Below are 20409 nucleotides of genomic sequence, written 5' to 3'. Positions count from 1 at the left end.
TCAGCCCTCGATCGGGTCGGCGGTGAGCAGACCCTCGCTGACCTCGCGCAGCGCGATGGACAGCGGCTTTTCCTGGGCGTGCGTCTCGACCAGCGGGCCGACGTACTCCAGCAGGCCCTCGCCGAGCTGGGAGTAGTAGGCGTTGATCTGACGCGCCCGCTTGGCGCCCATGATCACAAGGCTGTACTTGCTGTCGACCACGTCGAGAAGCTGGTCGATGGGCGGGTTGGTGATGCCCTCGGCGACCGGGGCAGTGCCTGCCACGTTGGTGGACCTCTCATCTGGGTAGCTGCTACGCGCTCATCAAGGCTATCAGGCGGCGGCACACGTCAGGGACGGACGTGTTGACCAGCGTCACGTCGAACTCCTTCTCGGCCGCCAGCTCCACCCGGCCGGCCTCCAGCCGCCGGGCGATGACGTCTTCAGGCTCGGTGCCGCGGCCGCGGAGGCGGTTCTCCAGCTCCTCCCAGCTCGGCGGGGCCAGGAACACCAGCAGGGCCTCCGGCATGCTCTCCCGGACCTGCCTGGCCCCCTGGAGGTCGATCTCCAGCAGGGTGGGCACTCCGGCGTTCAGGCGTTCGAGCACGGGGCCGCGCGGCGTGCCGTACCGGTTGCCGGCGAACTCGGCCCACTCCAGCAGCTCCCCCTCGGCGACGAGGCGGTCGAACTCCGCGTCGCCGGCGAAGAAGTACTCCACTCCGTGGGTCTCGCCCGGCCTGGGACGCCGCGTTGTCACCGAGACCGACAGCCACACCTGCGGGTGCGCCCTCCGGAGCTCGGCGACGACGGTGGACTTGCCGACGCCGGACGGTCCGGAAAGGACCGTCAGGCGCCTCCCCGGGCCCCGGGGAAGATCCTCGGGGCGGCCGGGGCCTGCCAAGGAGGGCATGGAGTCACCGTCACGCGTGTCCGGACCGCCTGAGGCGGCGGCCTGGTGATCCCGGGTCTCCCCGGTCCACGACGTATCGGTCACTCCATACCCCCGATGAATCTCTTCGGCGCTTCCCAGATCAGTTCTCGGAGGCGCCGAACTCGCGCTCCAGGGAAGCGCGCTGGTTGGCTCCGAGCCCGCGCACGCGGCGGGACTCGGCGATACCGAGCCGCTCCATGAGTTGCTTGGCGCGGACCTTGCCCACGCCAGGGAGCGACTCCAACAGCGCCGACACCTTCATCTTGCCGATGACGTCGTCGGTCTGACCATCCTTCAGCACCTCAGCCAGAGAAACCGCGCCGTGCTTGAGCCGGTTCTTGACCTCGGCACGCTCCTTGCGAGCCTTGGCAGCCTTCTCCAGGGCTGCGGCGCGCTGCTCGGGGGTCAGGGGAGGAAGAGCCACGCCGGGTCACCTCGAATTTCTGTCGATGTACTCGGACGGGAAGGGAAACTAGCTGGTCATTGACCTTCAAGCAACGTCAAGGGGCGTTTCGGTGCCGACAAAATCTTCTTCATCACTTTCCGCGATGGTGAAATAACACGTTGTTCACCAAATGGCCCTCACCACCGTGGTTTCAGGGGGTCGGGATCATACGGCGCAGCGCAGCCGCTATGGTTGCCGCAGCGGCACCGGGATCGGCCGCGCCGGTGATGGGCCGTCCGATCACGAGGAGGTCCGCGCCGTCCGCGAGAGCCTGCTCCGGCGTCGCCACGCGCGCCTGGTCCTGGCTGGCGGCGCCGTCCGGCCGCACTCCGGGAGTGATCAACATCACGTCCGGGCCGACCTCGGCACGCACCGCGGCGACCTCGCGGGGCGAGCAGACCAGCGCCCGGGCGCCCGCGCCGACGGCGAGGACGGCCAGCCGCCGCACGGCGTCGATCGCCGGGCCGGCCAGGCCGATCCGGTCCAGGTCGGCCTCGGACAGCGAGGTGAGCAAGGTCACCGCGGCGATCCGGGTGCCGGGCGCGGAGTCGACCGCGGCCCGGATCATCGCCGGGCCGCCCGCCGCGTGGGCGGTCAGGATCGTGGGACGCAGCCTGGCGACGGCCTTGGCGGCCCCTGCGACGGTGTTGGGGATGTCGTGGAGCTTGAGGTCCAGGAAGATGTTCACGCCGCTGGCGCCGCGTACGGAGGCGATCACGTCGGGGCCGTACCGGAGGTAGAGTTCGAGGCCCACCTTGACGGTGCTGACGTGCGGGGTCACCAGTGCCGCCCAGCGGGCCGCGGTTTCGAGGTCGGGCGCGTCCAGGGCGACGGCGATGGGTGCGGGCGTCAAAGGGAACTCTCCTCCAGGTCTGATCCGCCGGGGGCGGCGCCGAAGCCCGGCGCGCCCGGGTCGGGCAGGACGTCGGGGCGGTGCCGGGTGCCGCCTCCCGGCGGGTGGTGATGGGCCAGGCCGACGGCGTCGGCCAGGCGTTGGAAGCCGCGGGCGGACAGCAGCTCCTCGAGCTCGCGCAGGATGCGCAGGCACACGTAGGGGTCGTGGAACAGCGCGGTGCCGACGCCGACCACGCATGCGCCGGCGAGGATCAGCTCGAAGGCGTCCCTGCCGGTCAGCACGCCGCCCACGCCGACGATCGGCACGCCGGGCAGGGCCGCGTACACCTGCCACACGCAGCGCACCGCCAGGGGCCGTACGGCGGGCCCTGACAGCCCTCCGGTGACCGCGGCGAGCGCGGGCCGCAGGGTCTCGGTGTCGATGCTCATGCCCACCGGTGTGTTGATCATGGACAGCGCGTCGGCGCCGCCGTCCACGCACGCCCGGGCGACCGCGACGATGTCGGCCACGTCCGGGGACAGTTTGGCGATCACCGGCACGTCGTAGCGCATCAGGGCGCGGACCGAGGAGACCACCTCGGCCGCCGCCGCGCCGTCCCTGGCGAAGACCCTGCCGCGGTCTTCGATGTTGGGGCAGGCGAGGTTGACCTCCACCGCGGTGACCCCGGGCGCGTCGGTGAGCCGCCGGGCGAGCGCGCCGTACTCGTTGACGGTGCCCCCGCCGATGGAGACCACCGTGCGCACGCCCCTGTGGGCCAGCCAGGGGAGTTCGCGATCGAGGAAGGCGTCTATGCCCGGCCCCTGCAGTCCGACGGCGTTGAGGAGCCCAGAGGGCGTCTCCGCCATGCGCGGGGTGGGGCGGCCGGCCCGGGGCGCCATGGTGATCGAGCGGGTCACCAGCGCGCCGATCCGGTTGAGGTCGAAGAACTGGGACAGCTCGCGGCCGGAGGAGGCGCAGCCGGCCGCCGTCGTGATCGGGTTGGCCAGCTCCACATGCGCCAGATATGTCCGCATATCAACTGACATTTCGGGGTCCGCCACCTCCGCCCGGCGACGCGGGCGACGTCGAAGCCGACGGCGCCCCCGGCGCGCCCGCCGCGTCGAACGGAATCGTCCCGACGTCCTCGAACCGCACCCGCTCACCGCGGAACACCGGCCCCTCCACGCACGCGCGGACCATCCGGGTGATCCCGTCCTCCCCGATCACCGGCAGCACGCACGTCATGCACACGCCGAACCCGCAGGCCATCGCCTCCTCCACGGACACCTGCACGGGAATGTCGAACTCGATGGCGACCGCGGTGACCCCGCGCAGCGTCTCCATCGGGCCGCACGCGTAGACGACGTCCGCGCGGACGTCGGCGATGACGCCGGGCAGCACGTCGGTCACCCTGCCGCGCATGCCCAGCGAGCCGTCCTCGGTGGTGAGCGTCGTGGTCTCGCCCATCCGGCGGGCCCGCAGCGCGCCGAAGACCCGTTCGGCCGACTCCGCGCCGATCACGAAGTCGACCCGGCAGCCCCGCCGCTGCAACGCGTCGGCCAGCCCGAACAGCGTCGCCGAGCCGTAGTCGCCGCCCACCAGCACGCAGTTGACCGGGTCACGGGGCAGCGGGAACGGCCGGCCGAGCGGCCCGACCACGTCGAGCGTGTCGCGCGCGCGCCGATCGGCCAGCCATGACGTGCCGGGCCCGCGTACCGTGAACACCAGCTCGACCGTGCCGCCGTAGTCGGGCTTGACGTCGTGGACGGAGAACGACCTTCGGGTCAGCATCGACGACCGCGGGCCGCCCACGGCCACGGCCACGAAATGGCCGGGCCGCAGGTGCTCCGCGATCCCCGGGGCCACCAGCGTCAGGGCATGGTAGGCATCGACCCGGCGCGTGGTCAGCACCGTGCCGGTCACCTGTACCGGGGTCGCAGCCGTCTTCCATCACCTCCGCGACGGGGCCGGTCAGCCCCGCAGCGCTCGCGCGTACTCCTGCAGGGACCGTACGCCCACATCGCCCCGGACGATGGCCTGGACACCCTGAACCGCCGCGGCGAGTCCCTGGACGGTCGTGATGCACGGGATGCCGCGGAGCACCGCGGCGGTCCGGATCTCATAGCCGTCCAGACGCGGCCCGGACTGTCCCGGGCTGCCGAAGGGCGTGTTCACGATGAGATCCACCTGACCGTCCAGGACCAGGCCCACGATCGTCGGCTCGCCGTCCGGGCCCGGTCCTTCGCTGTGCTTTCGCACGATCTTGGCACGGACGCCGTTGCGGCGCAGCACCTCGGCGGTGCCCTCGGTGGCCAGGATCTCAAAACCGAGATCGGCCAGCGCCTTGACCGGGAAGATCATCGCCCGCTTGTCGCGGTTGGCCACCGACACGAACGCGCGGCCCTTGGTGGGCAGCGAGCCGTAGGCCGCGGTCTGGGACTTGGCGTAGGCGGTGCCGAATACCTCGTCGATGCCCATCACCTCGCCGGTGGAGCGCATCTCCGGGCCGAGCACGGTGTCCACGCCGTCGTTGACCGCGTGGATGAAGCGGTTGAAGGGCAGCACCGCCTCCTTGACCGCGACCGGCGCGTCCAGCGGCAGGGTGCCGCCGTCGCCGGTGGCCGGCAGGATGCCCTCGGCGCGCAACTCGGTGATGGTCGCGCCCAGCATCACCCGCGCCGCCGCCTTGGCCAGCGGCACGGCCGTGGCCTTGGACACGAACGGCACCGTACGGCTGGCCCGCGGGTTGGCCTCCAGCACGTACAGGACCCCCGCCGACATCGCGTACTGGACGTTGAGCAGCCCGCGCACCCCCACGCCCCGCGCGATGGCCTCGGTCGCCGCGCGGATGCGCTTGATGTCGGCCGAGCCCAGCGTGATCGGCGGCAGCGCGCAGGCCGAGTCGCCGGAGTGGATGCCCGCCTCCTCGATGTGCTCCATGACGCCGCCGAGGTAGAGGTCGTCGCCGTCGAAGAGCGCGTCCACGTCGATCTCGATGGACTCGTCGAGGAACCTGTCGATCAGGACCGGGTGCTCCCCCACGACCTTGGACATGTAGGAGGTCAGGGTCTCGTCGTCGTAGACGATCGCCATCCCCGCCCCGCCGAGCACGTAGGAGGGCCGCACCAGCACCGGGTAGCCGATCTCCGCGGCGACGCCGCGGGCCTCCCCGGTGGTCAGCGCGGTGCCGTGCTTGGGCGCGGGCAGCCCGGCCTCGGCCAGGACCCTGCCGAACGCGCCGCGCTCCTCGGCCAGGTGGATGGACTCGGGGCTGGTGCCGACGACCGGCACGCCCGCGTCCTTCAGCGCCTGCGCCAGGCCCAGCGGGGTCTGCCCGCCGAGCTGCACGATGACGCCGGCCACCGGGCCGCTCTGCTGCTCGGCGTGGACGACCTCCAGGACGTCTTCCAGGGTCAGCGGCTCGAAGTAGAGCCGGTCGGAGGTGTCGTAGTCGGTGGAGACGGTCTCGGGGTTGCAGTTGACCATGACGGTCTCGAACCCGGCCCGCGACAACTCGAAGGAAGCGTGCACGCAGGCGTAGTCGAACTCGATGCCCTGGCCGATCCGGTTGGGCCCGCTGCCCAGGATGATGACCTTGGGACGCTCGCCGTAGGGGACCTCGTTCTCCTCGTCGTAGGTGGAGTAGAGGTACGGAGTGCGGGCGGCGAACTCCGCGGCGCAGGTGTCGACCGTGTTGTAGACCGGCCGCAGGCCCAGGGCGTGGCGCAGGTCGCGGACCCGGGCCTCGTCCATGCCGCGGATCTCGGCGATCTGGGCGTCGCTGAACCCGAGCCGCTTGGCCGCCAGGATGTCGGCTGCGGTCAGGTCGGCGGCCTCGGCCAGCGCGCGGGCCCCCTCGTCGATCGCCTGGAGCTGGTCCAGGAACCACGGGTCGATCGAGGTGGCCTCGTGGAGCTGCGCGAGGGTCGCCCCGGCCCTGATCGCGCGCATGACGTCGCCCAGCCTGCCGTCGTGCGGCCTGCGCACGGTCTCCAGGAGCGCCGGGAGGGCCCCGGGCGGGCCCGCCCAGGTGAACGGGGCGCCCTTCTTCTCCAGCGAGCGCAGGGCCTTCTGGAGCGCCTCGGGGAAGGACCTGCCGATCGCCATCGCCTCGCCGACCGACTTCATGTGCGTGGTCAGGGTCTCGTCGGCGCCGTCGAACTTCTCGAAGGCGAACCGCGGCACCTTGACCACCACGTAGTCGAGCGTGGGCTCGAAGGAGGCGGGGGTCTCCTTGGTGATGTCGTTGGGGATCTCGTCGAGCGTGTAGCCGACGGCCAGCTTGGCGGCGATCTTGGCGATCGGGAAGCCGGTGGCCTTGGAGGCCAGCGCGCTGGAGCGGGACACCCGGGGGTTCATCTCGATCACGATCATGCGGCCGGTGCCGGGGTCGACCGCGAACTGGATGTTGCAGCCGCCGGTGTCCACGCCGACCTCGCGGATCACCGCGATGGCGACGTCGCGCATGTTCTGGTATTCCCGGTCGGTGAGGGTCATGGCGGGCGCGACCGTGACGCTGTCGCCGGTGTGCACGCCCATCGGGTCGATGTTCTCGATGGAGCACACGATGACGACGTTGTCGTTCTTGTCGCGCATGACCTCCAGCTCGTACTCCTTCCAGCCGAGGATGGACTCCTCAAGGAGCACCTCGGTGGTCGGCGAGGCGTCGAGCCCGGCCCCGGCGATGCGGCGCAGCTCGCGCTCGTCGTGGGCGAACCCCGAGCCCGCGCCGCCCATCGTGAAGCTCGGCCGTACGACGACGGGGTAGCCCAGCTCCTCGGCGGCGGCCAGGCATTCGTCCATCGTGTGGCAGATCGCGCTGCGCGCCGACTCGGCGTTGAGGCCGTGGTCGGCGGCGACCTTGGCGACGATCTCCTTGAACTTCTCGCGGTTCTCCCCCGCCTGGATCGCCTCGACGTCGGCGCCGATCAGCTCGACGCCATAGCGTTCGAGCACGCCGGCCTCGTGCAGCGCGATCGCGGTGTTCAGCGCGGTCTGGCCGCCGAGCGTCGGCAGCAGCGCGTCCGGGCGCTCCTTGGCGATGATCTTCTCGACGAAGTCGGGGACGATCGGCTCGACGTAGGTCGCGTCGGCGAACTCGGGGTCGGTCATGATCGTGGCCGGGTTGCTGTTGACCAGGATCACCCGGAAGCCCTCGGCGCGCAGGACCCGGCACGCCTGGGTGCCCGAATAGTCGAACTCGCACGCCTGACCGATCACGATCGGCCCGGAGCCGATGACCATGATCGACTGTATGTCCGTGCGCTTAGGCACCCTGCTTCGCCCCCATCAGGTCGCAGAACTCGTCGAACAGGCCCGCCGCGTCGTGCGGCCCCGCCGCCGCCTCCGGGTGGTACTGGACGCTGAAGGCCGGGCGGCCGAGCAGCCGCAGGCCCTCGACGCAGTCGTCGTTGAGGTTGACGTGGCTGACCTCCGCCCTGCCGTACGGCGTGTCGAACGGCCCGTCCAGCGGGGCCCGTACGGCGAAGCCGTGGTTGTGGGCGGAGATGTCGACCTTGCCGGTGCGCCGGTCCTGGACCGGCTGGTTCACCCCGCGGTGGCCGTAGCGCAGCTTGTAGGTGCCAAGGCCGAGCGCGCGCCCGAAGATCTGGTTGCCGAAGCAGATGCCGAAGAACGGCCGGCCCGCCGTGAGCACCCCGCGCAGCGCCTCCACCTGGGCGTCGGCGGCGGCCGGGTCGCCGGGGCCGTTGGAGAAGAACACCCCGTCGGGGTCGCGGGCGAGGATCTCCTCGGCCGTGGACCACGCGGGCAGCACGTGCACCTCACAGCCGCGCTCCGCCATCCGGTGCGGGGTCATCGCCTTGATGCCGAGATCGACCGCGGCGACGGTGAAGCGCCGTTTCCCGATCGCCGGCACCACGTACGGCTCGCGGGTGGAGACCTCGGCGGCGAGGTCGGCCCCCACCATGCCGGGCGAGTGGCGCACCCGCTCGACCAGCTCCGCAACCGGCGCCTCGGCGCCCGTGCCGGAGAAGATCCCGGCGCGCATGGCGCCGCGCTCGCGCAGGTGCCGGGTGAGCGCCCGGGTGCCCGGCATGGCGATGCCGACCACGCCCTGGTCGGCCAGGTAGTCGTGCAGGCCGCGGGTGGCCCGCCAGTTGGAGTGGACGCGGGCGGGCTCCCTGACCACATAGCCCGCGACCCACACCTTGGAGGACTCCGGGTCGTCGTCGTTGACGCCGGTGTTGCCGATGTGCGGGGAGGTCATCGCCACGATCTGGCGGTGGTAGGAGGGGTCGGTGAGGGTCTCCTGGTAGCCGGTCATGCCGGTGTTGAACACCATCTCGCCGAACGTCTCCCCCCGCGCGCCGTACGGCGCGCCGCGGAAGACACGCCCGTCTTCGAGAACGAGGACGGCCATCAGACCAGCTTCCCTTCCATGACGGTCGGCCTGCCGCGCAGCAGCGTGGCCACCACTCGGCCGGGCAGTGACATGCCTTCGTAGGGGGTGTTACGGCTCTTGGACGCGAACCCGTGCGGGTCGACGGCCGTGCGGGGGGCGGGGTCGTAGAGGGTGATGTTGGCCGCGGAGCCGGCGGCGAGCGGCCGGCCGTGGCCGGTGAGGCGGCCGATGCGGGCCGGGCGGGCCGACATCCGGTCGGCCACCCCCGCCCAGTCCAGCAGCCCGGTGTCCACCATCGCCTCCTGGACCACGGAAAGCGCCGTCTCCAGGCCGATCATGCCCATCGCGGCGGCGGCCCATTCGGCCTCCTTGTCCTCGACCGGATGCGGCGCGTGATCGGTGGCCACGCAGTCGATCGTGCCGTCGGCCAGCGCGTCGCGCAGCGCGAGAACGTCGTCGCGGGTGCGCAGCGGCGGGTTGACCTTGTAGATCGGGTTGTAGGAGCCCAGCGGGGAGGTCTCCACCAGGTCGTCGGTGAGCAGCAGGTGGTGCGGGGTGACCTCGGCGGTGATGTTGTTCCAGCCCTTGGACTTGGCCCAGCGCAGGATCTCGACCGATCCGGCGGTGGAGACGTGGCAGACGTGCAGCCGGGAGCCGACGTGCGCGGCGAGCAGGCAGTCGCGGGCGATGATCGCCTCCTCGGCGACGGCCGGCCAGCCGGTCAGGCCGAGCCTGCCCGACACCGAGCCCTCGTTCATCTGCGCGTCCTCGGTGAGGCGCGGTTCCTGGGCGTGCTGGGCGATCACGCCGTCGAACGCCTTGACGTACTCCAGCGCGCGGCGCATCAGCACCGCGTCGGAGACGCACTTGCCGTCGTCGGAGAAGACGCGCACCCCGGCCGCCGAGTCGGCCATCGCGCCCAGCTCGGCCAGGCGTTCGCCGGCCAGGCCGATCGTGACCGCGCCGACCGGCCGCACGTCGCAGTGCCCGGCCTCCTGGCCGAGCCGCCACACCTGCTCGACCACCCCGGCGGTGTCGGCCACCGGCGAGGTGTTGGCCATCGCGTGGACGGCGGTGAACCCGCCGAGCGCGGCCGAGCGGGTGCCGGACTCGACGGTCTCGGCGTCCTCGCGGCCGGGCTCGCGCAGGTGGGTGTGCAGATCGACCAGGCCGGGCAGGGCGATCAGCCCGGCGGCGTCGATCGCCGTGCTCCCCGCGGCGGTCAGACCCGTGCCCACCTCGGCGATCACGCCGTCGCGGACGAGGAGGTCCACGGGGTCGCCGCCGAGCACGCGGGCGTTCTTGATCAGGATCACTGGGTCTCTCCCCCGAGCAGCAGGTACAGAACAGCCATGCGGATGGTCACGCCGTTGGCGACCTGTTCGACGATGGTGGAGCGGGGCGAGTCGGCGACCTCGGCGGCGATCTCCATGCCGCGGTTCATCGGCCCCGGGTGCATCACGATGGCGTCCTCCGACATCCTGGCCAGCCGGTCGCGGTCGAGCCCGTAGCGGCGGCTGTACTCCCGGGCGCTCGGGAAGTAGGCGTCGTTCATCCGCTCCTTCTGCACGCGCAGCATCATCACCGCGTCGGCCTTGGGCAGCACGGCGTCGAGGTCGTAGGAGACCTCGCACGGCCAGGACTGGACCGTCACCGGCAGCAGGGTCGGCGGCGCGACCAGCGTCACCTCTGCGCCGAGCGTGTGCAGCAGCAGCACGTTGGAGCGGGCGACGCGGCTGTGCAGCACGTCGCCGACGATCGTGATCCTGCGGCCGTCCAGGGCGCCCAGCCTGCTGCGCATGGTGAAGGCGTCCAGCAGCGCCTGGGTGGGGTGCTCGTGGGTGCCGTCGCCGGCGTTGACCACGCTGCCGTCGACCCAGGTCGCCAGGCGGTGCGGGGCGCCCGAGGCGCCGTGCCTGATGACCACCGCGTCGGCGCCCATCGCCTGGAGGGTCAGCGCGGTGTCCTTCAGGCTCTCGCCCTTGGACACGCTCGACCCCTTGGCGGAGAAGTTGATCACATCGGCGGACAGCCGCTTGGCCGCGGCCTCGAAGGAGATCCGCGTCCGGGTGGAGTCCTCGTAGAACAGGTTGACCACCGTGCGGCCGCGCAGCGTCGGCAGCTTCTTGATGGAGCGTTCCGAGACCCTGGCCAGCTCGTCGGCGGTGTCCAGGATGAGCAGCGCGTCGTCCCTGGTGAGGTCGGCGGCCGAGATCAGATGCCGTTTCACCCCTCGCTCCCCTCGGCCGCGCCGGGCCGCTGCTTGGGCCCGGGTTTGAACAGCAGCACCGCGTCACGCCCGTCGATCTCGGTGAGGTGGACCTTGACCTGCTCGCTCTTGGCGGTCGGGAGGTTCTTCCCGACGTAGTCGGCGCGGATCGGCAGCTCCCGGTGGCCGCGATCGACCAGCGTCGCGAGCTGCACGGCTCGGGGGCGGCCGACGTCGCCCAGGGCGTCGAGGGCGGCCCGGACCGTCCGGCCGGAGAACAGGACGTCGTCCACCAGGACCACGGTCTTGTCGTCGATGCCGTCGGGCGGCAGCTCTGTGCGGCCCAGCGGGCGGGCGGGGCGCAGGCGCAGGTCGTCACGGTACATCGTGATGTCGAGGTAGCCCACGGGGACCTTCAGTCCCTCGAACTGGGCGATGCGGTCGCCGAGGCGGCGCGCGAGCGTGGCCCCCCGGGTGGGGATGCCGAGCAGCACGACGCCCTCCGCACCCTTGGTACGCTCGATGATCTCGTGCGCGATCCGGGTCAGCGCCCGGTTGATGTCCGGTCCGTCGAGGACCGCCCTGGGGGCGTCGGACATGCGGAACTCACCGCCTTTCCCGCCTCACGGGACGGGTCTTAAAGGATTCGTGGCCCCATCACCCTAGCAGTTCCATGGAATCGGCCCGCATCGCCCTCACGCACCTCTACCAGCCACGATGCATGAAACCGCGCTGAGCGCGGCGTTTGACGCCCGTCTCGGGCGGGGAGGGTCTGTAAGTCGTCAAGGGGGGTCAGATGAGCTTTCGCGTCGATTCCGAGGTGGGCCGGCTGCGCCGGGTGCTCGTGCACAAGCCCGAGCTCGCCCTCAAGCGGCTGACCCCGAGCAACATGCACAGCATGCTGTTCGACGACGTCCTGTGGGTGCAGCGGGCCCTGGAGGAGCACGAGCAGTGGCAGCGGGTGCTGCGCGAGCGCGGCATCGAGGTCCATCTGCTGGCCGACCTGCTGCGCGAGACGGTCGAGATCCCCGAGGCGCGCAAGCACATCCTGGACAAGATCGTGGACGAGCGCTGGTTCGGCCCGCTGGCCACCGACGCCATCCGCAACACCCTCGACTCGCTCGACTCGGCGGCGCTGCAGACGTACCTGACCGGCGGCATCACCAAGCGCGAGCTCATGGAGCACGACTGCGCCCCCAAGAGCCTGGCCTTCCACTGCCTGGCCCCGGACGACTTCATCCTCCAGCCGCTGCCCAACCACATGTTCACCCGCGACAACTCCTCGTGGATCTACGACGGCGTCTCGATCAACGCGATGCGCAAGAAGGCGCGGATGAACGAGACCGTCAACATGGAGGCCGTCTACCGCTGGCACCCCATGTTCGCCGCGGAGCGGGCCGATGGCGGCTTTCGGGTGTGGTACCCGGGCACGGCGATGGCCCCCGCCACCATCGAGGGCGGCGACGTGCTGGTCCTCGGCAGGGGCGCGGTGCTGATCGGGGTGAGCGAGCGCACCCAGCCGCAGGCGGTCGAACTCGTCGCCCGCAACCTGTTCAAGGCCGGCTCGGCGACCACGATCGTGGCGCTGAGCATGCCGAAGGCCCGGGCCTTCATGCACCTGGACACGGTCATGACGATGGTCGACGACGGGCGTTTCACGAAGTACGCGGGCCTGGGCATGCTGCCCTCCTACACGATCGAGCCGGGCGACAACGACAAGGAGCTGAAGGTCACCGACCACGCTCCGGAGGACATGCACCGCGCGATCGGCAACGCGATCGGCACCGGCGACATCGAGGTCCTCACCGCGCAACAGGACGTCCACGCCGCCGAGCGCGAGCAGTGGGACGACGGGTGCAACGTGCTGGCCATCGAGCCCGGCGTGGTGATCGCCTACGACCGCAACACCACCACCAACAACTTCCTGCGCGACCGGGGCGTGGAGGTGGTGACCGTGCCCGGCGGCGAGCTGGGCCGCGGGCGCGGGGGCCCGCGCTGCCTGAGCTGCCCGCTGGAACGCGACGGCATCTGACCCGCGAGCGGCCCGGAGTACCCATGGACGGCACCGCGCGGCCGAGAGGCGGCGGGTGAACGGCTGGCGGCGGGTGCTGCGCACCAAGCCCGCCGAGGAGATCGTCGCCGAGGGCGGCCAGGGCGAGGGCGGCGAGCTGCGCCGCACGATGACGCTCACGCAGCTCACCCTCTTCAGCGTGGGGGCCACGCTCGGAACCGGCATCTTCGTGATCCTCGGCGAGGCCACCCCGCTGGCCGGTCCGGCCGTCGTGCTGGCCTTCGTCCTGGCCGCGGTGACCGCGCTGTTCTCGGCGCTGTCCTACGCCGAGCTGGCCGGCACGATCCCGATCTCCGGGTCCTCCTACTCCTACGCGTACGCGACGCTGGGCGAGCTGGTGGCGTGGGTGGCGGGGTGGTGCCTGATCCTGGAGTACGCGGTGTCGGTCTCGGCGGTCGCGGTGGGCTGGGGCCAGTACCTCAACGAGTTCCTGCGGCAGGTCGCCGACGTCGTCATCCCCGAGGCGCTGGCCGGGCCGCCGGGGTCGGGCGGGGTGGTCAACGTCCCCGCCCTCGTGGTGGTCGCGCTGGCCACCTCGCTGCTGCTGCGCGGGGCGTCGGAGAGCGCCACCGCCAATGTGATCATGGTGTTCGTCAAGGTCGGGGTCCTGCTGTTCTTCTGCGTGGTGGCGTTCAGCGCGTACGACGCGGGCGACCTCACCCCCTTCGCCCCGATGGGCGCGGCCGGGATCAGCGCCGCCGGAGCGAAGGTGTTCTTCTCCTACATCGGCTTCGACGCCGCCTCCACGGCCGGTGAGGAGTCCAGGAACCCGCGGCGCGACCTGCCGCTGGCCATCCTGCTGTCCCTGGCCATCGTCACCGTCGTCTATGTGCTGGTGGCGCTGTCGGCGGTGGGCGCGATGCCGTGGCAGCGGCTGGCGGGCTCTGAGGCGTCGCTCGCCAAGGTCCTCACCGAGACCACCGGCGCGACCTGGCCCTCGGCGGTGCTCTCCGCCGGGGCGGTGATCGCGATTTTCAGCGTCGTGCTCACCGTCATGTACGGCCAGACCCGCATCCTGTTCGCGATGTCCCGCGACGGGCTGATCCCCCGGATCTTCCAGCGGGTCAGCCCGCGCCGCCAGGTACCGGCCGCCAACACCCTCATCGTGGCCGCCTTCATCGCGCTGTTGGCCGGGCTGGTGCCGCTCGGCCGGCTGGCCGACGCCACCAGCATCGGCACGCTGTTCGCCTTCGCCGTGGTCAACGCCGGGGTGGTGGTGCTGCGCCGCACCAAGCCGGGGCTGCGCCGGTCCTTCCGCACGCCGCTGTACCCGCTGACGCCGATCCTCGGCGTGGTGTTCTGCCTGTTCCTGATGAGCCGGCTGGACTCCGCGACCTGGCTCACGTTCCTGGCCTGGACGGCGTTCGGCCTGCTGGTCTACATCGGGTACGGCTTTCGCCACTCCCGCCTCGCCAGAGGTGCGCGATGAGGTACGCCAACGTCCTCGCGGGCTACACGCCGGACCGGGGCGGCAGGGACGCGCTCGCCCTGGGCGCCCTGCTGGCCGGTCACGACTCCCGCACCCTCACCGTCGCCGCCATCAGGCCGCCAGGATGGACCACGCCGGGCAGCGCGAGGGTCGACGCCGAATGGACCCGCTACCTGCGCGAGCGGGCCGAGGAGGCGCTGGAGGAGGCGGCGGGCCTGGTCTCCGGGGACGGGCCGGGCGAGCCGGAGCGCATCATCGGCGTGGACCGCGGCAGCGGCCACGGCCTGGCCGCGGTGGCCCGCCGGAGCGGCGCGGAGGTCATCGTCATCGGGTCGCCGCCGCGCGCGGCCCGCGGGCGAATCGCCGTCGGCAGCACCGCCGACCAGTTGCTGCACTCCTCCCCCGTGCCGGTCGCGCTGGCCACCGCCGGGTACGGCGAGCGTCCCCCGCCCGCGATCGACCGGCTGACCGTCGCCTACCGGCGCAGCCCGGGTTGCGACGCCGCGGTGCGCCTGGCCGCGGCCGGGGCGGCCCGCCTGGGGGTGCCGTTGCGGCTGCTCACGCTGGTGGTCCCGCGCCCGGCGGTGCGCGGCGCCCGGCGGGCGGCCCTTGAGGAGGACATGCTGCGCCGCTCGCGCGAGCAGTACACCGAGGATCTGGCGCTGGCCGTCCGCGGGCCGGGGCTGCCCGGCTCGCCGGAGGTGACGGCGGAGATGGCCGAGGCGAGGAACGTCGGGGCCGCGCTGGCCTCGGCCGGCTGGCTCCCCGGGGAGCTGCTGATCTGCGCCTCCAGCGACTCCGGGCCGCTGCGCAGAGTGTTTCTGGGGGACACCTCATTGAAGATCGTTCGGTCTGCCACACGTCCTGTTATGATCTTGCCCAGGACCCCCAAGTTCGAGCCGAGCGGCAGAAGCAGGAATGTCAAACCCTGACGAACCCATGTTTCATATGGGATCTGAGTAACGAATGCGGCGTACTTCACCGGACCGGATTCGGCATCTTTTTTCCAATCAGCTTGACCTTCGGCGTCCACCGCTTTACCGTCACTGTGCGTAACCACTCCTCGTGGCGTACCGGGCTAAACCCCAACGCTATGGTCACCGTTGGTGCCTGCCCCTGGCACCACCCCCGGTGGTCAGGGCATAAGCCGCGAGGTAGGACAATCTAGAGAGAGCGCTACATAGAGAGCCGGGGGGCCACAGGATGCCGTCTGAGTATGCCAAGTCGCTGGGTGCACGACTCCGCGCGATCCGCACCCAGCAGGGGCTGTCCCTGCACGGAGTCGAAGAGAAGTCACGCGGCCGATGGAAGGCCGTTGTCGTCGGCTCCTACGAGCGCGGCGACCGCGCGGTCACGGTGCAGAAGCTGGCGGAGCTCGCCGACTTCTACGGCGTGCCCGTTTCGGAGCTGTTGCCCGGTGGCGCCGCGCCGAGCCCGCTCGGCCCGACGCCGAAGCTGGTCATCGACCTGGAGCGGCTTTCCCAGTTGCCCAAGGAGAAGGCCGGCGCGCTCGCCCGTTATGCCGCGACCATTCAAAGCCAGCGCGGCGACTACAACGGCAAGGTGCTGTCGATCAGGCAGGAAGACCTGCGCTCGCTGGCGGTGATCTATGACAAGTCGCCCGGCGAGCTGACCGAAGAGCTGATCAGCTGGGGCGTCCTCGACGCCGAGGCGAGGCGCGCGGTCGAGTCCTTCTGATCCGTCCCCGGCTCGGCTCGCCGCACGTCCGATGCCCCTTTAGGAGGCGCCGCCGCCTCGGCGCTTCTTAGAGGGGCACGTCCGCGTCAGGGCCGGGCGTCGGCGCACGCCACCGCGGCGCCCCGCCGCACGGTCGCATTACCCCTTTCGTGCCCGGTAACATCAGGCGGCGATTTCAAGATCTTGCCATAGGGGAGCACGATCAAGGCACGGGCACGAGAATCGGTGGGTATGGCGCGCGTTTCAGACGGGGGGCGAGACGGCCCTCGCCGCGGCCAGGCGGCGCACCGCGCCACGCCGTCAGCCACGCGTTCGCTGCTGCTGGTGCTCCCGTACGTCGTGATGGCGATCGTGGCGATCGCCGACTGGCTGATCGTCCCCGACATCGGTCTGCTGCCGCTGCTGGCCCTCGGCCCCGCGTTCGCCAGCGTCGCCTGCGATCTGCAGCGCACCGGGATGGTCGGCATCGTCGCCGTCGCCCTGTGCCTGCCGCTCTCCACCCAGGGCCCCAGCGGCCAGTACCGCCTCCATGTGGCGCTCACGGCCATCGCGGGCGTGACCCTGGCCAGTCTGGTCGCCAGCGCCGCCCGGACCCGCCACGAACGCCGCCTGGCCGACGTCCGCTCGGTCGCCGAGGCCGCCCAGCGGGTACTGCTGCGGCCGGTGCCCCGCAGGGTCGGTCCCGGCCTCGGGGTCGCGGTGTCCTACACCTCGGCGGTCGCCGAGGCCCGCATCGGCGGCGACCTGTACGAGGTGGTCACCCACCCGCGCGGCGTACGGGTCATCGTGGGCGACGTACAGGGCAAGGGCCTGGAGGCGGTCGAGACCGCGGCGATCGTGCTCGGCGCGTTCCGGGAGGCCGCCTACGACGAACGCGACCTGCTCGGGGTCGTGACCCGCCTGGAGAACGCGCTGGCGCGGCGGCTCACCGGCGAGCAGTTCGTCACGGCGGTGCTGGCCGAGGTACGCGACGAGGACGAGATCGCCATCGTGAACTGCGGGCACCCGGCCCCGCTGATCATCCGCGCGGACGGCGGCGCGGAGTTCGCCGAACCGCCGGAGGAGACGCCGCCGCTCGGCCTGGCCTGGCTCAAGCCCGACGAGCCCACCGTCCTCGTGGAACGGTTCGCCGAAGGGGACCAGATCCTGCTCTACACCGACGGGATCGTGGAGGCCCGCGACCACGGCGGCGCGTTCTATCCGCTGACCGACAGAGTCCACCTGCTGACCGGCCCCGACCCGCAGACCTCCCTGGACACCCTCCGCGCCGACCTGCTCAAGCACGTAGGCCGCCCCCTCGGCGACGACGCCGCCATGCTCCTCCTCCGCCGCAGCTCCGCCCCTCTCCACCCCGACCCCTCACCTTCGGCCGAAACGCCCTAAGCCTCGGCCCTCGCTGCCGCTCGGACGCTCTTCCTCGTGTCGGGCTCCGCCCGACGCCGTGGCTCGTCGTGTGCCGTAGGTGGCGGCCCGCCAAGTAGGTGTAGCGGGAACTGTCAAACGGGACAGCTGGCAGGTCGGCCGCTCCGGCTGAGGGAATGTCCCGCCACTTCGCGGGACGCGATCGTGGCGTACCTACCGGATCTCAATTGATCATTGCAAGGCCCCGCTACGTGCTTGCCTGTCCGCATGCCCACTGCTCTGGTGGCCAGGCTTCGCAGGGCCACGCCCTTGCTCGCCGTTCCCGCACCGACCACATCGCCCGCCGCCTACCGCATCCAGGTACCCATCCTCAACAGGCACACGCTAGGGCGTACGTCGGGCAGATCATCAACGGGTCCGACGTCAAGGGATCACCTACGCCGACGATTCCCGAGCTGTGACCCAAGCCGACAGACGCAGTGGGCAAGGTCATGTCCGGCAACGTGCTGGTGCCGTTCGTCACGTCGGGCAACATGCCCACCAACCTCGGGGCGGGCACGAACGAGCCGAGGATCATCGTGGCCGACTTCCGCGACTGCATCCTCATGGGGGAGGGCAACGCCGCGCCCGCCCAGCTCCGCTTCGATGAGCCGCTATCGGCCAGCCTGGGCATCCGCCTAGTGTCCTACGGGTACAGCGCGTTCGCCCCCGGCCCTCAGCCGAAGGCGATCAGCGTCATCTCGGGTACGGGCCTGATCGTGCCCGCGCTGTGATGACACCGAAGAGCCCCCAACCGGACCGGCTCCGGTGGGGGCTCGCTCATGTTCTCGGCGGGGCGCTCGCTCGAACATCCCGCCGAGCGGGTCAGGCCGCGCCCATCCGGGCGAGGATGCCGAGCTGCACGTTCAGCGCGGCCACCATCTCGTGCGGCCCCGGGCGGGCGAACTGGGTCAGTACTCCGGCCTTCTTCTGCTCCCGAGTGGGCGGGGTGTGCTTGGTGGCCCACCACCATCCGTTTTGCACCACGATGTGCCAGCCGGGATAGGTGGTCTCGATGGCGGTCAGGTAGGCGTGCTGGTCGGGCGTCAGATCGTCCACTGCACACCTCCGAGAAGAAGGCGCGGGCGGGCGCTCAACCACGGCCCGTCCGCGCGGCACGAGGAACTACCAACCCCTCGTGCAAGACGGTACGGCCCCGGGGCGATGGGGCGGGGCCGTACCGCGGTCTGGATGGCGCGGGCAGCCTCCCAGCCGTGTTCTGGCTGCCCGCGCCGGGCGGGCCCGCGCCGGCCCGCCGTACGGCACGACAGCGCGCCAAGCTCCCTCGCCGCGCCGCCGTACCCGCTCACAGGGCGTCCTCCCACGCGTCCCCGGCGACGGAGACGGTCACGCCGTCCGCCCGGTGCGCGGTGATGAGGGTCGTGCCGTATCGGTAGTCGTAGACGGCGCCGGGCGCCGGGGCGAGCCGCGCGTACCGGACCCGCCCACGCCCGTTTCGGAACGCCGCGAGAGCACGCAACATGTCCTTCTCAGCGGCGGCCTCATCGTTGATCACGCCACTCGCGCCGGACTCACCCGCCTCAACTTCCCAGACGAGGAACAGGCCGTCGTCCTGGGCGGTAAACCCGATCATGCCCCCTTTGGGCACTACGGGCGGCCTATCATCGCTCACGGGTCGCACTCCTCTGCGGCCAAGGCCCCGGCCGGTGGGTGAGATCACCACGCTCGGGCCGCCCTGCGTTATCGAACGGACACAATCGGTGAAGCGATGGCAGGAGTCAGCAGCGAGAGGCAGGATGGGTTGGGAAGGGGCCAGCCTAGGGGCTCCAACCCACTCCCCGGTGAAAGGTGCATCGGGATATGTCCGCCGATGAGACTTTTGCTGTCCGCCTCCGCGAATTACGCGAAGCACCCCCGTACTGGTCCAGATCCGACCTCGCACGACGCATCCGAGCTGTCGCGCATCCAGACGACGACATCCCCCACGTACCGAGCCTCGTCGGCTCGATCAAACAGTGGGAAAGCGGAATCCATATGCCAGGGCGCAAATACCGCCCACTGCTCGCCCGCGCGCTCGGTATATCTGAGGGCAACCTGTTCGGCGATATCGGGATATGGCATCCCCAAGGGCTCGAAGATGAGCTGAACGAGGACGACCATGACCGGCTCGCCAGCGCCCTTGCTCGTCCATCACGCTTGGACAGGCCGGTCGTCGAAGCGCTCGCGACTATCCTGGCCCGGCAACGGCGGCTCGACGACATGCTGGGACCGAACGCCATCATGGCCGCGACCGCTGCCGAAGCCGATGCTGTGGTCGCGCTGTTGCGCGAGGCGCATGGACCCGCGCGAGGACTATTGCTCCCCGTAGCCGCCGAGTATGTGCAATTCCATGGCTGGCTGAATGCGGAAGCACGGAACGATCAAGCCGCACTGCATCTACTGACGGACGCCGAAAGCCTGGCCGACGAAACCGGCGATGGGAGCCTGGTCGCCCAGGCCACCGATTTCAAGGGCTGGCTCGCACGCCAGCAGGGCGTACCACGGGCCGCCGTCCGGAACTTCCTCGCCGCACACCACACGCCCGGAGCGCACCCTGCCCAACGGTTAGGGGATGCCGTGCAGGCGGCACATGGCCTGGCGCTGCTCGGGGACACCGGTGAGGCGCGGCGAATGCTGGACGTCGCAGCGGCGCTTGAAGAGGACGCGCGGTCCCAAGCCCCAGGGACGGCGTACTGGCTAACCCCGGACTACCACCACCTCAACATCGGCCTCGCACTGCTGGCCCTCGAAGAGGGTAGGGCGGCTGCGGAGCACCTACGGCATGGCCTGGGCACTCTGCCCGCCGATCAGCACGGCGCGGAGTGGGCGCAGGAGTACCACATGGCCCTGCACCGCACCGAGGCACACGCATAGCCCTCGCGCGTGCTTGCGTGGACTTCGCTGATTGCCAGGCCATCTACGCCACCCATGGGGGCGCGGCTGGTCCGGCGATCTGGAGTACGGGATGCGGCGTCGCGCGCCTGTTGTACGGCGACCTGCGCAAGCGGCCAAGGGGACTCGCCGGCAACTGTCTCGTATACACATCT

General features: G+C 70.9%; 20 protein-coding genes. 7 read left to right on the top strand and 13 right to left on the bottom strand.

From position 1 onward, the window contains the following. The 11 genes from rpoZ to pyrR all read right to left on the bottom strand — a co-directional run bounded on the left by rpoZ (position 1) and on the right by pyrR (position 11362). Positions 1 to 264, bottom strand: a complete 264-nt coding sequence (rpoZ, locus tag C1I98_RS02460) for a DNA-directed RNA polymerase subunit omega (protein WP_111165407.1) — start codon at positions 262 to 264, stop codon at positions 1 to 3. 28 nt (positions 265 to 292) lie between these two features. Beyond that, entirely contained in the window at positions 293 to 889 is a 597-nt protein-coding gene (gmk, locus tag C1I98_RS02455) for a guanylate kinase (RefSeq protein WP_111165430.1), read from the bottom strand. 121 nt (positions 890 to 1010) lie between these two features. Beyond that, complete coding sequence (gene mihF, locus C1I98_RS02450) at positions 1011 to 1334, bottom strand: integration host factor, actinobacterial type (protein WP_111165406.1); 324 nt, start codon at positions 1332 to 1334, stop codon at positions 1011 to 1013. Between the two features lie 172 nt (positions 1335 to 1506). Beyond that, positions 1507 to 2208, bottom strand: a complete 702-nt coding sequence (gene pyrF, locus C1I98_RS02445) for an orotidine-5'-phosphate decarboxylase (protein WP_111165405.1) — start codon at positions 2206 to 2208, stop codon at positions 1507 to 1509. Continuing rightward, positions 2205 to 3236: a dihydroorotate dehydrogenase gene (locus tag C1I98_RS02440; protein WP_111165404.1), complete on the bottom strand. Its 1032-nt coding sequence runs from the start codon at positions 3234 to 3236 to the stop codon at positions 2205 to 2207. The genes pyrF and C1I98_RS02440 overlap by 4 nt, the downstream gene beginning before the upstream one ends. Further along, complete coding sequence (locus C1I98_RS02435) at positions 3226 to 4113, bottom strand: dihydroorotate dehydrogenase electron transfer subunit (protein WP_111165403.1); 888 nt, start codon at positions 4111 to 4113, stop codon at positions 3226 to 3228. Before C1I98_RS02435 ends, C1I98_RS02440 begins: the two co-directional genes overlap by 11 nt. A gap of 48 nt (positions 4114 to 4161) precedes the next feature. After that, complete coding sequence (gene carB, locus C1I98_RS02430; protein WP_111165402.1) at positions 4162 to 7464, bottom strand: carbamoyl-phosphate synthase large subunit; 3303 nt, start codon at positions 7462 to 7464, stop codon at positions 4162 to 4164. Then, on the bottom strand, positions 7457 to 8572 hold the full coding sequence (carA, locus tag C1I98_RS02425) for a glutamine-hydrolyzing carbamoyl-phosphate synthase small subunit (RefSeq protein WP_111165401.1): 1116 nt from the start codon (positions 8570 to 8572) through the stop codon (positions 7457 to 7459). The genes carB and carA overlap by 8 nt, the downstream gene beginning before the upstream one ends. After that, positions 8572 to 9870 (bottom strand): dihydroorotase, encoded by a 1299-nt coding sequence (locus C1I98_RS02420; protein WP_111165400.1) that lies wholly within the window; start codon positions 9868 to 9870, stop codon positions 8572 to 8574. Before C1I98_RS02420 ends, carA begins: the two co-directional genes overlap by 1 nt. Next, entirely contained in the window at positions 9867 to 10784 is a 918-nt protein-coding gene (locus tag C1I98_RS02415; protein WP_111165399.1) for an aspartate carbamoyltransferase catalytic subunit, read from the bottom strand. The genes C1I98_RS02420 and C1I98_RS02415 overlap by 4 nt, the downstream gene beginning before the upstream one ends. Beyond that, a complete protein-coding gene (pyrR, locus tag C1I98_RS02410) occupies positions 10781 to 11362 on the bottom strand; it encodes a bifunctional pyr operon transcriptional regulator/uracil phosphoribosyltransferase PyrR (RefSeq protein ID WP_111165398.1) in 582 nt (193 codons plus the stop codon). Before pyrR ends, C1I98_RS02415 begins: the two co-directional genes overlap by 4 nt. 197 nt (positions 11363 to 11559) lie before the next feature. Between pyrR and C1I98_RS02405 the strand changes: the two genes are divergently transcribed. The 6 genes from C1I98_RS02405 (at position 11560) to C1I98_RS02380 (ending at position 18096) form a co-directional block, all read left to right on the top strand. Next, positions 11560 to 12795 carry an arginine deiminase gene (locus C1I98_RS02405; protein ID WP_111165397.1) on the top strand — a complete coding sequence of 412 codons (1236 nt, stop codon included), beginning with the start codon at positions 11560 to 11562 and terminating at the stop codon, positions 12793 to 12795. 55 nt (positions 12796 to 12850) lie between these two features. Beyond that, a complete protein-coding gene (locus tag C1I98_RS02400; protein WP_233507060.1) occupies positions 12851 to 14263 on the top strand; it encodes an amino acid permease in 1413 nt (470 codons plus the stop codon). Further along, entirely contained in the window at positions 14260 to 15195 is a 936-nt protein-coding gene (locus tag C1I98_RS02395) for a universal stress protein (protein WP_111165396.1), read from the top strand. The genes C1I98_RS02400 and C1I98_RS02395 overlap by 4 nt, the downstream gene beginning before the upstream one ends. A gap of 271 nt (positions 15196 to 15466) precedes the next feature. After that, positions 15467 to 15961, top strand: coding sequence for a transcriptional regulator BldD (gene bldD, locus C1I98_RS02390; protein WP_111165395.1), 495 nt, complete (start codon positions 15467 to 15469; stop codon positions 15959 to 15961). Between the two features lie 231 nt (positions 15962 to 16192). Then, positions 16193 to 17344 carry a PP2C family protein-serine/threonine phosphatase gene (locus tag C1I98_RS02385; RefSeq protein ID WP_199536672.1) on the top strand — a complete coding sequence of 384 codons (1152 nt, stop codon included), beginning with the start codon at positions 16193 to 16195 and terminating at the stop codon, positions 17342 to 17344. Positions 17345 to 17814: 470 nt separating this feature from the next. Next, positions 17815 to 18096, top strand: coding sequence for a hypothetical protein (locus tag C1I98_RS02380; RefSeq protein WP_146607254.1), 282 nt, complete (start codon positions 17815 to 17817; stop codon positions 18094 to 18096). Positions 18097 to 18187: 91 nt separating this feature from the next. Here C1I98_RS02380 and C1I98_RS02375 read toward each other — a convergent pair whose 3' ends face one another. Both C1I98_RS02375 and C1I98_RS02370 read right to left on the bottom strand, forming a co-directional pair. Beyond that, positions 18188 to 18421 carry a hypothetical protein gene (locus C1I98_RS02375; protein ID WP_111165393.1) on the bottom strand — a complete coding sequence of 78 codons (234 nt, stop codon included), beginning with the start codon at positions 18419 to 18421 and terminating at the stop codon, positions 18188 to 18190. Between the two features lie 247 nt (positions 18422 to 18668). Next, positions 18669 to 18956, bottom strand: a complete 288-nt coding sequence (locus C1I98_RS02370) for a hypothetical protein (RefSeq protein ID WP_111165392.1) — start codon at positions 18954 to 18956, stop codon at positions 18669 to 18671. A gap of 227 nt (positions 18957 to 19183) precedes the next feature. Here C1I98_RS02370 and C1I98_RS02365 point away from each other — a divergent pair, with 227 nt between their 5' ends. Further along, positions 19184 to 20236: an NsdA family TPR-like regulatory protein gene (locus C1I98_RS02365; protein ID WP_111165391.1), complete on the top strand. Its 1053-nt coding sequence runs from the start codon at positions 19184 to 19186 to the stop codon at positions 20234 to 20236. Positions 20237 to 20409 lie beyond the last annotated feature (173 nt).

This window comes from Spongiactinospora gelatinilytica (assembly GCF_003236385.1).
Classification (GTDB): Bacteria; Actinomycetota; Actinomycetes; order Streptosporangiales; family Streptosporangiaceae; genus Spongiactinospora; species Spongiactinospora gelatinilytica.
This window is presented reverse-complemented; position numbering and strand designations above follow the sequence as displayed.

Coding starts and splice junctions, on each gene's coding strand:
- bldD (WP_111165395.1), top strand. CDS start 15,467: ATGCCGTCTGAGTATGCCAAGTCGCTGGGTGCACGACTCCGCGCGATC.
- C1I98_RS02405 (WP_111165397.1), top strand. CDS start 11,560: ATGAGCTTTCGCGTCGATTCCGAGGTGGGCCGGCTGCGCCGGGTGCTC.
- gmk (WP_111165430.1), bottom strand. CDS start 889: ATGCCCTCCTTGGCAGGCCCCGGCCGCCCCGAGGATCTTCCCCGGGGC.
- C1I98_RS02395 (WP_111165396.1), top strand. CDS start 14,260: ATGAGGTACGCCAACGTCCTCGCGGGCTACACGCCGGACCGGGGCGGC.
- pyrR (WP_111165398.1), bottom strand. CDS start 11,362: ATGTCCGACGCCCCCAGGGCGGTCCTCGACGGACCGGACATCAACCGG.
- C1I98_RS02440 (WP_111165404.1), bottom strand. CDS start 3,236: ATGTCAGTTGATATGCGGACATATCTGGCGCATGTGGAGCTGGCCAAC.
- carA (WP_111165401.1), bottom strand. CDS start 8,572: ATGGCCGTCCTCGTTCTCGAAGACGGGCGTGTCTTCCGCGGCGCGCCG.
- C1I98_RS02385 (WP_199536672.1), top strand. CDS start 16,193: ATGGCGCGCGTTTCAGACGGGGGGCGAGACGGCCCTCGCCGCGGCCAG.
- C1I98_RS02370 (WP_111165392.1), bottom strand. CDS start 18,956: ATGATCGGGTTTACCGCCCAGGACGACGGCCTGTTCCTCGTCTGGGAA.
- C1I98_RS02380 (WP_146607254.1), top strand. CDS start 17,815: ATGTCCGGCAACGTGCTGGTGCCGTTCGTCACGTCGGGCAACATGCCC.
- C1I98_RS02365 (WP_111165391.1), top strand. CDS start 19,184: ATGTCCGCCGATGAGACTTTTGCTGTCCGCCTCCGCGAATTACGCGAA.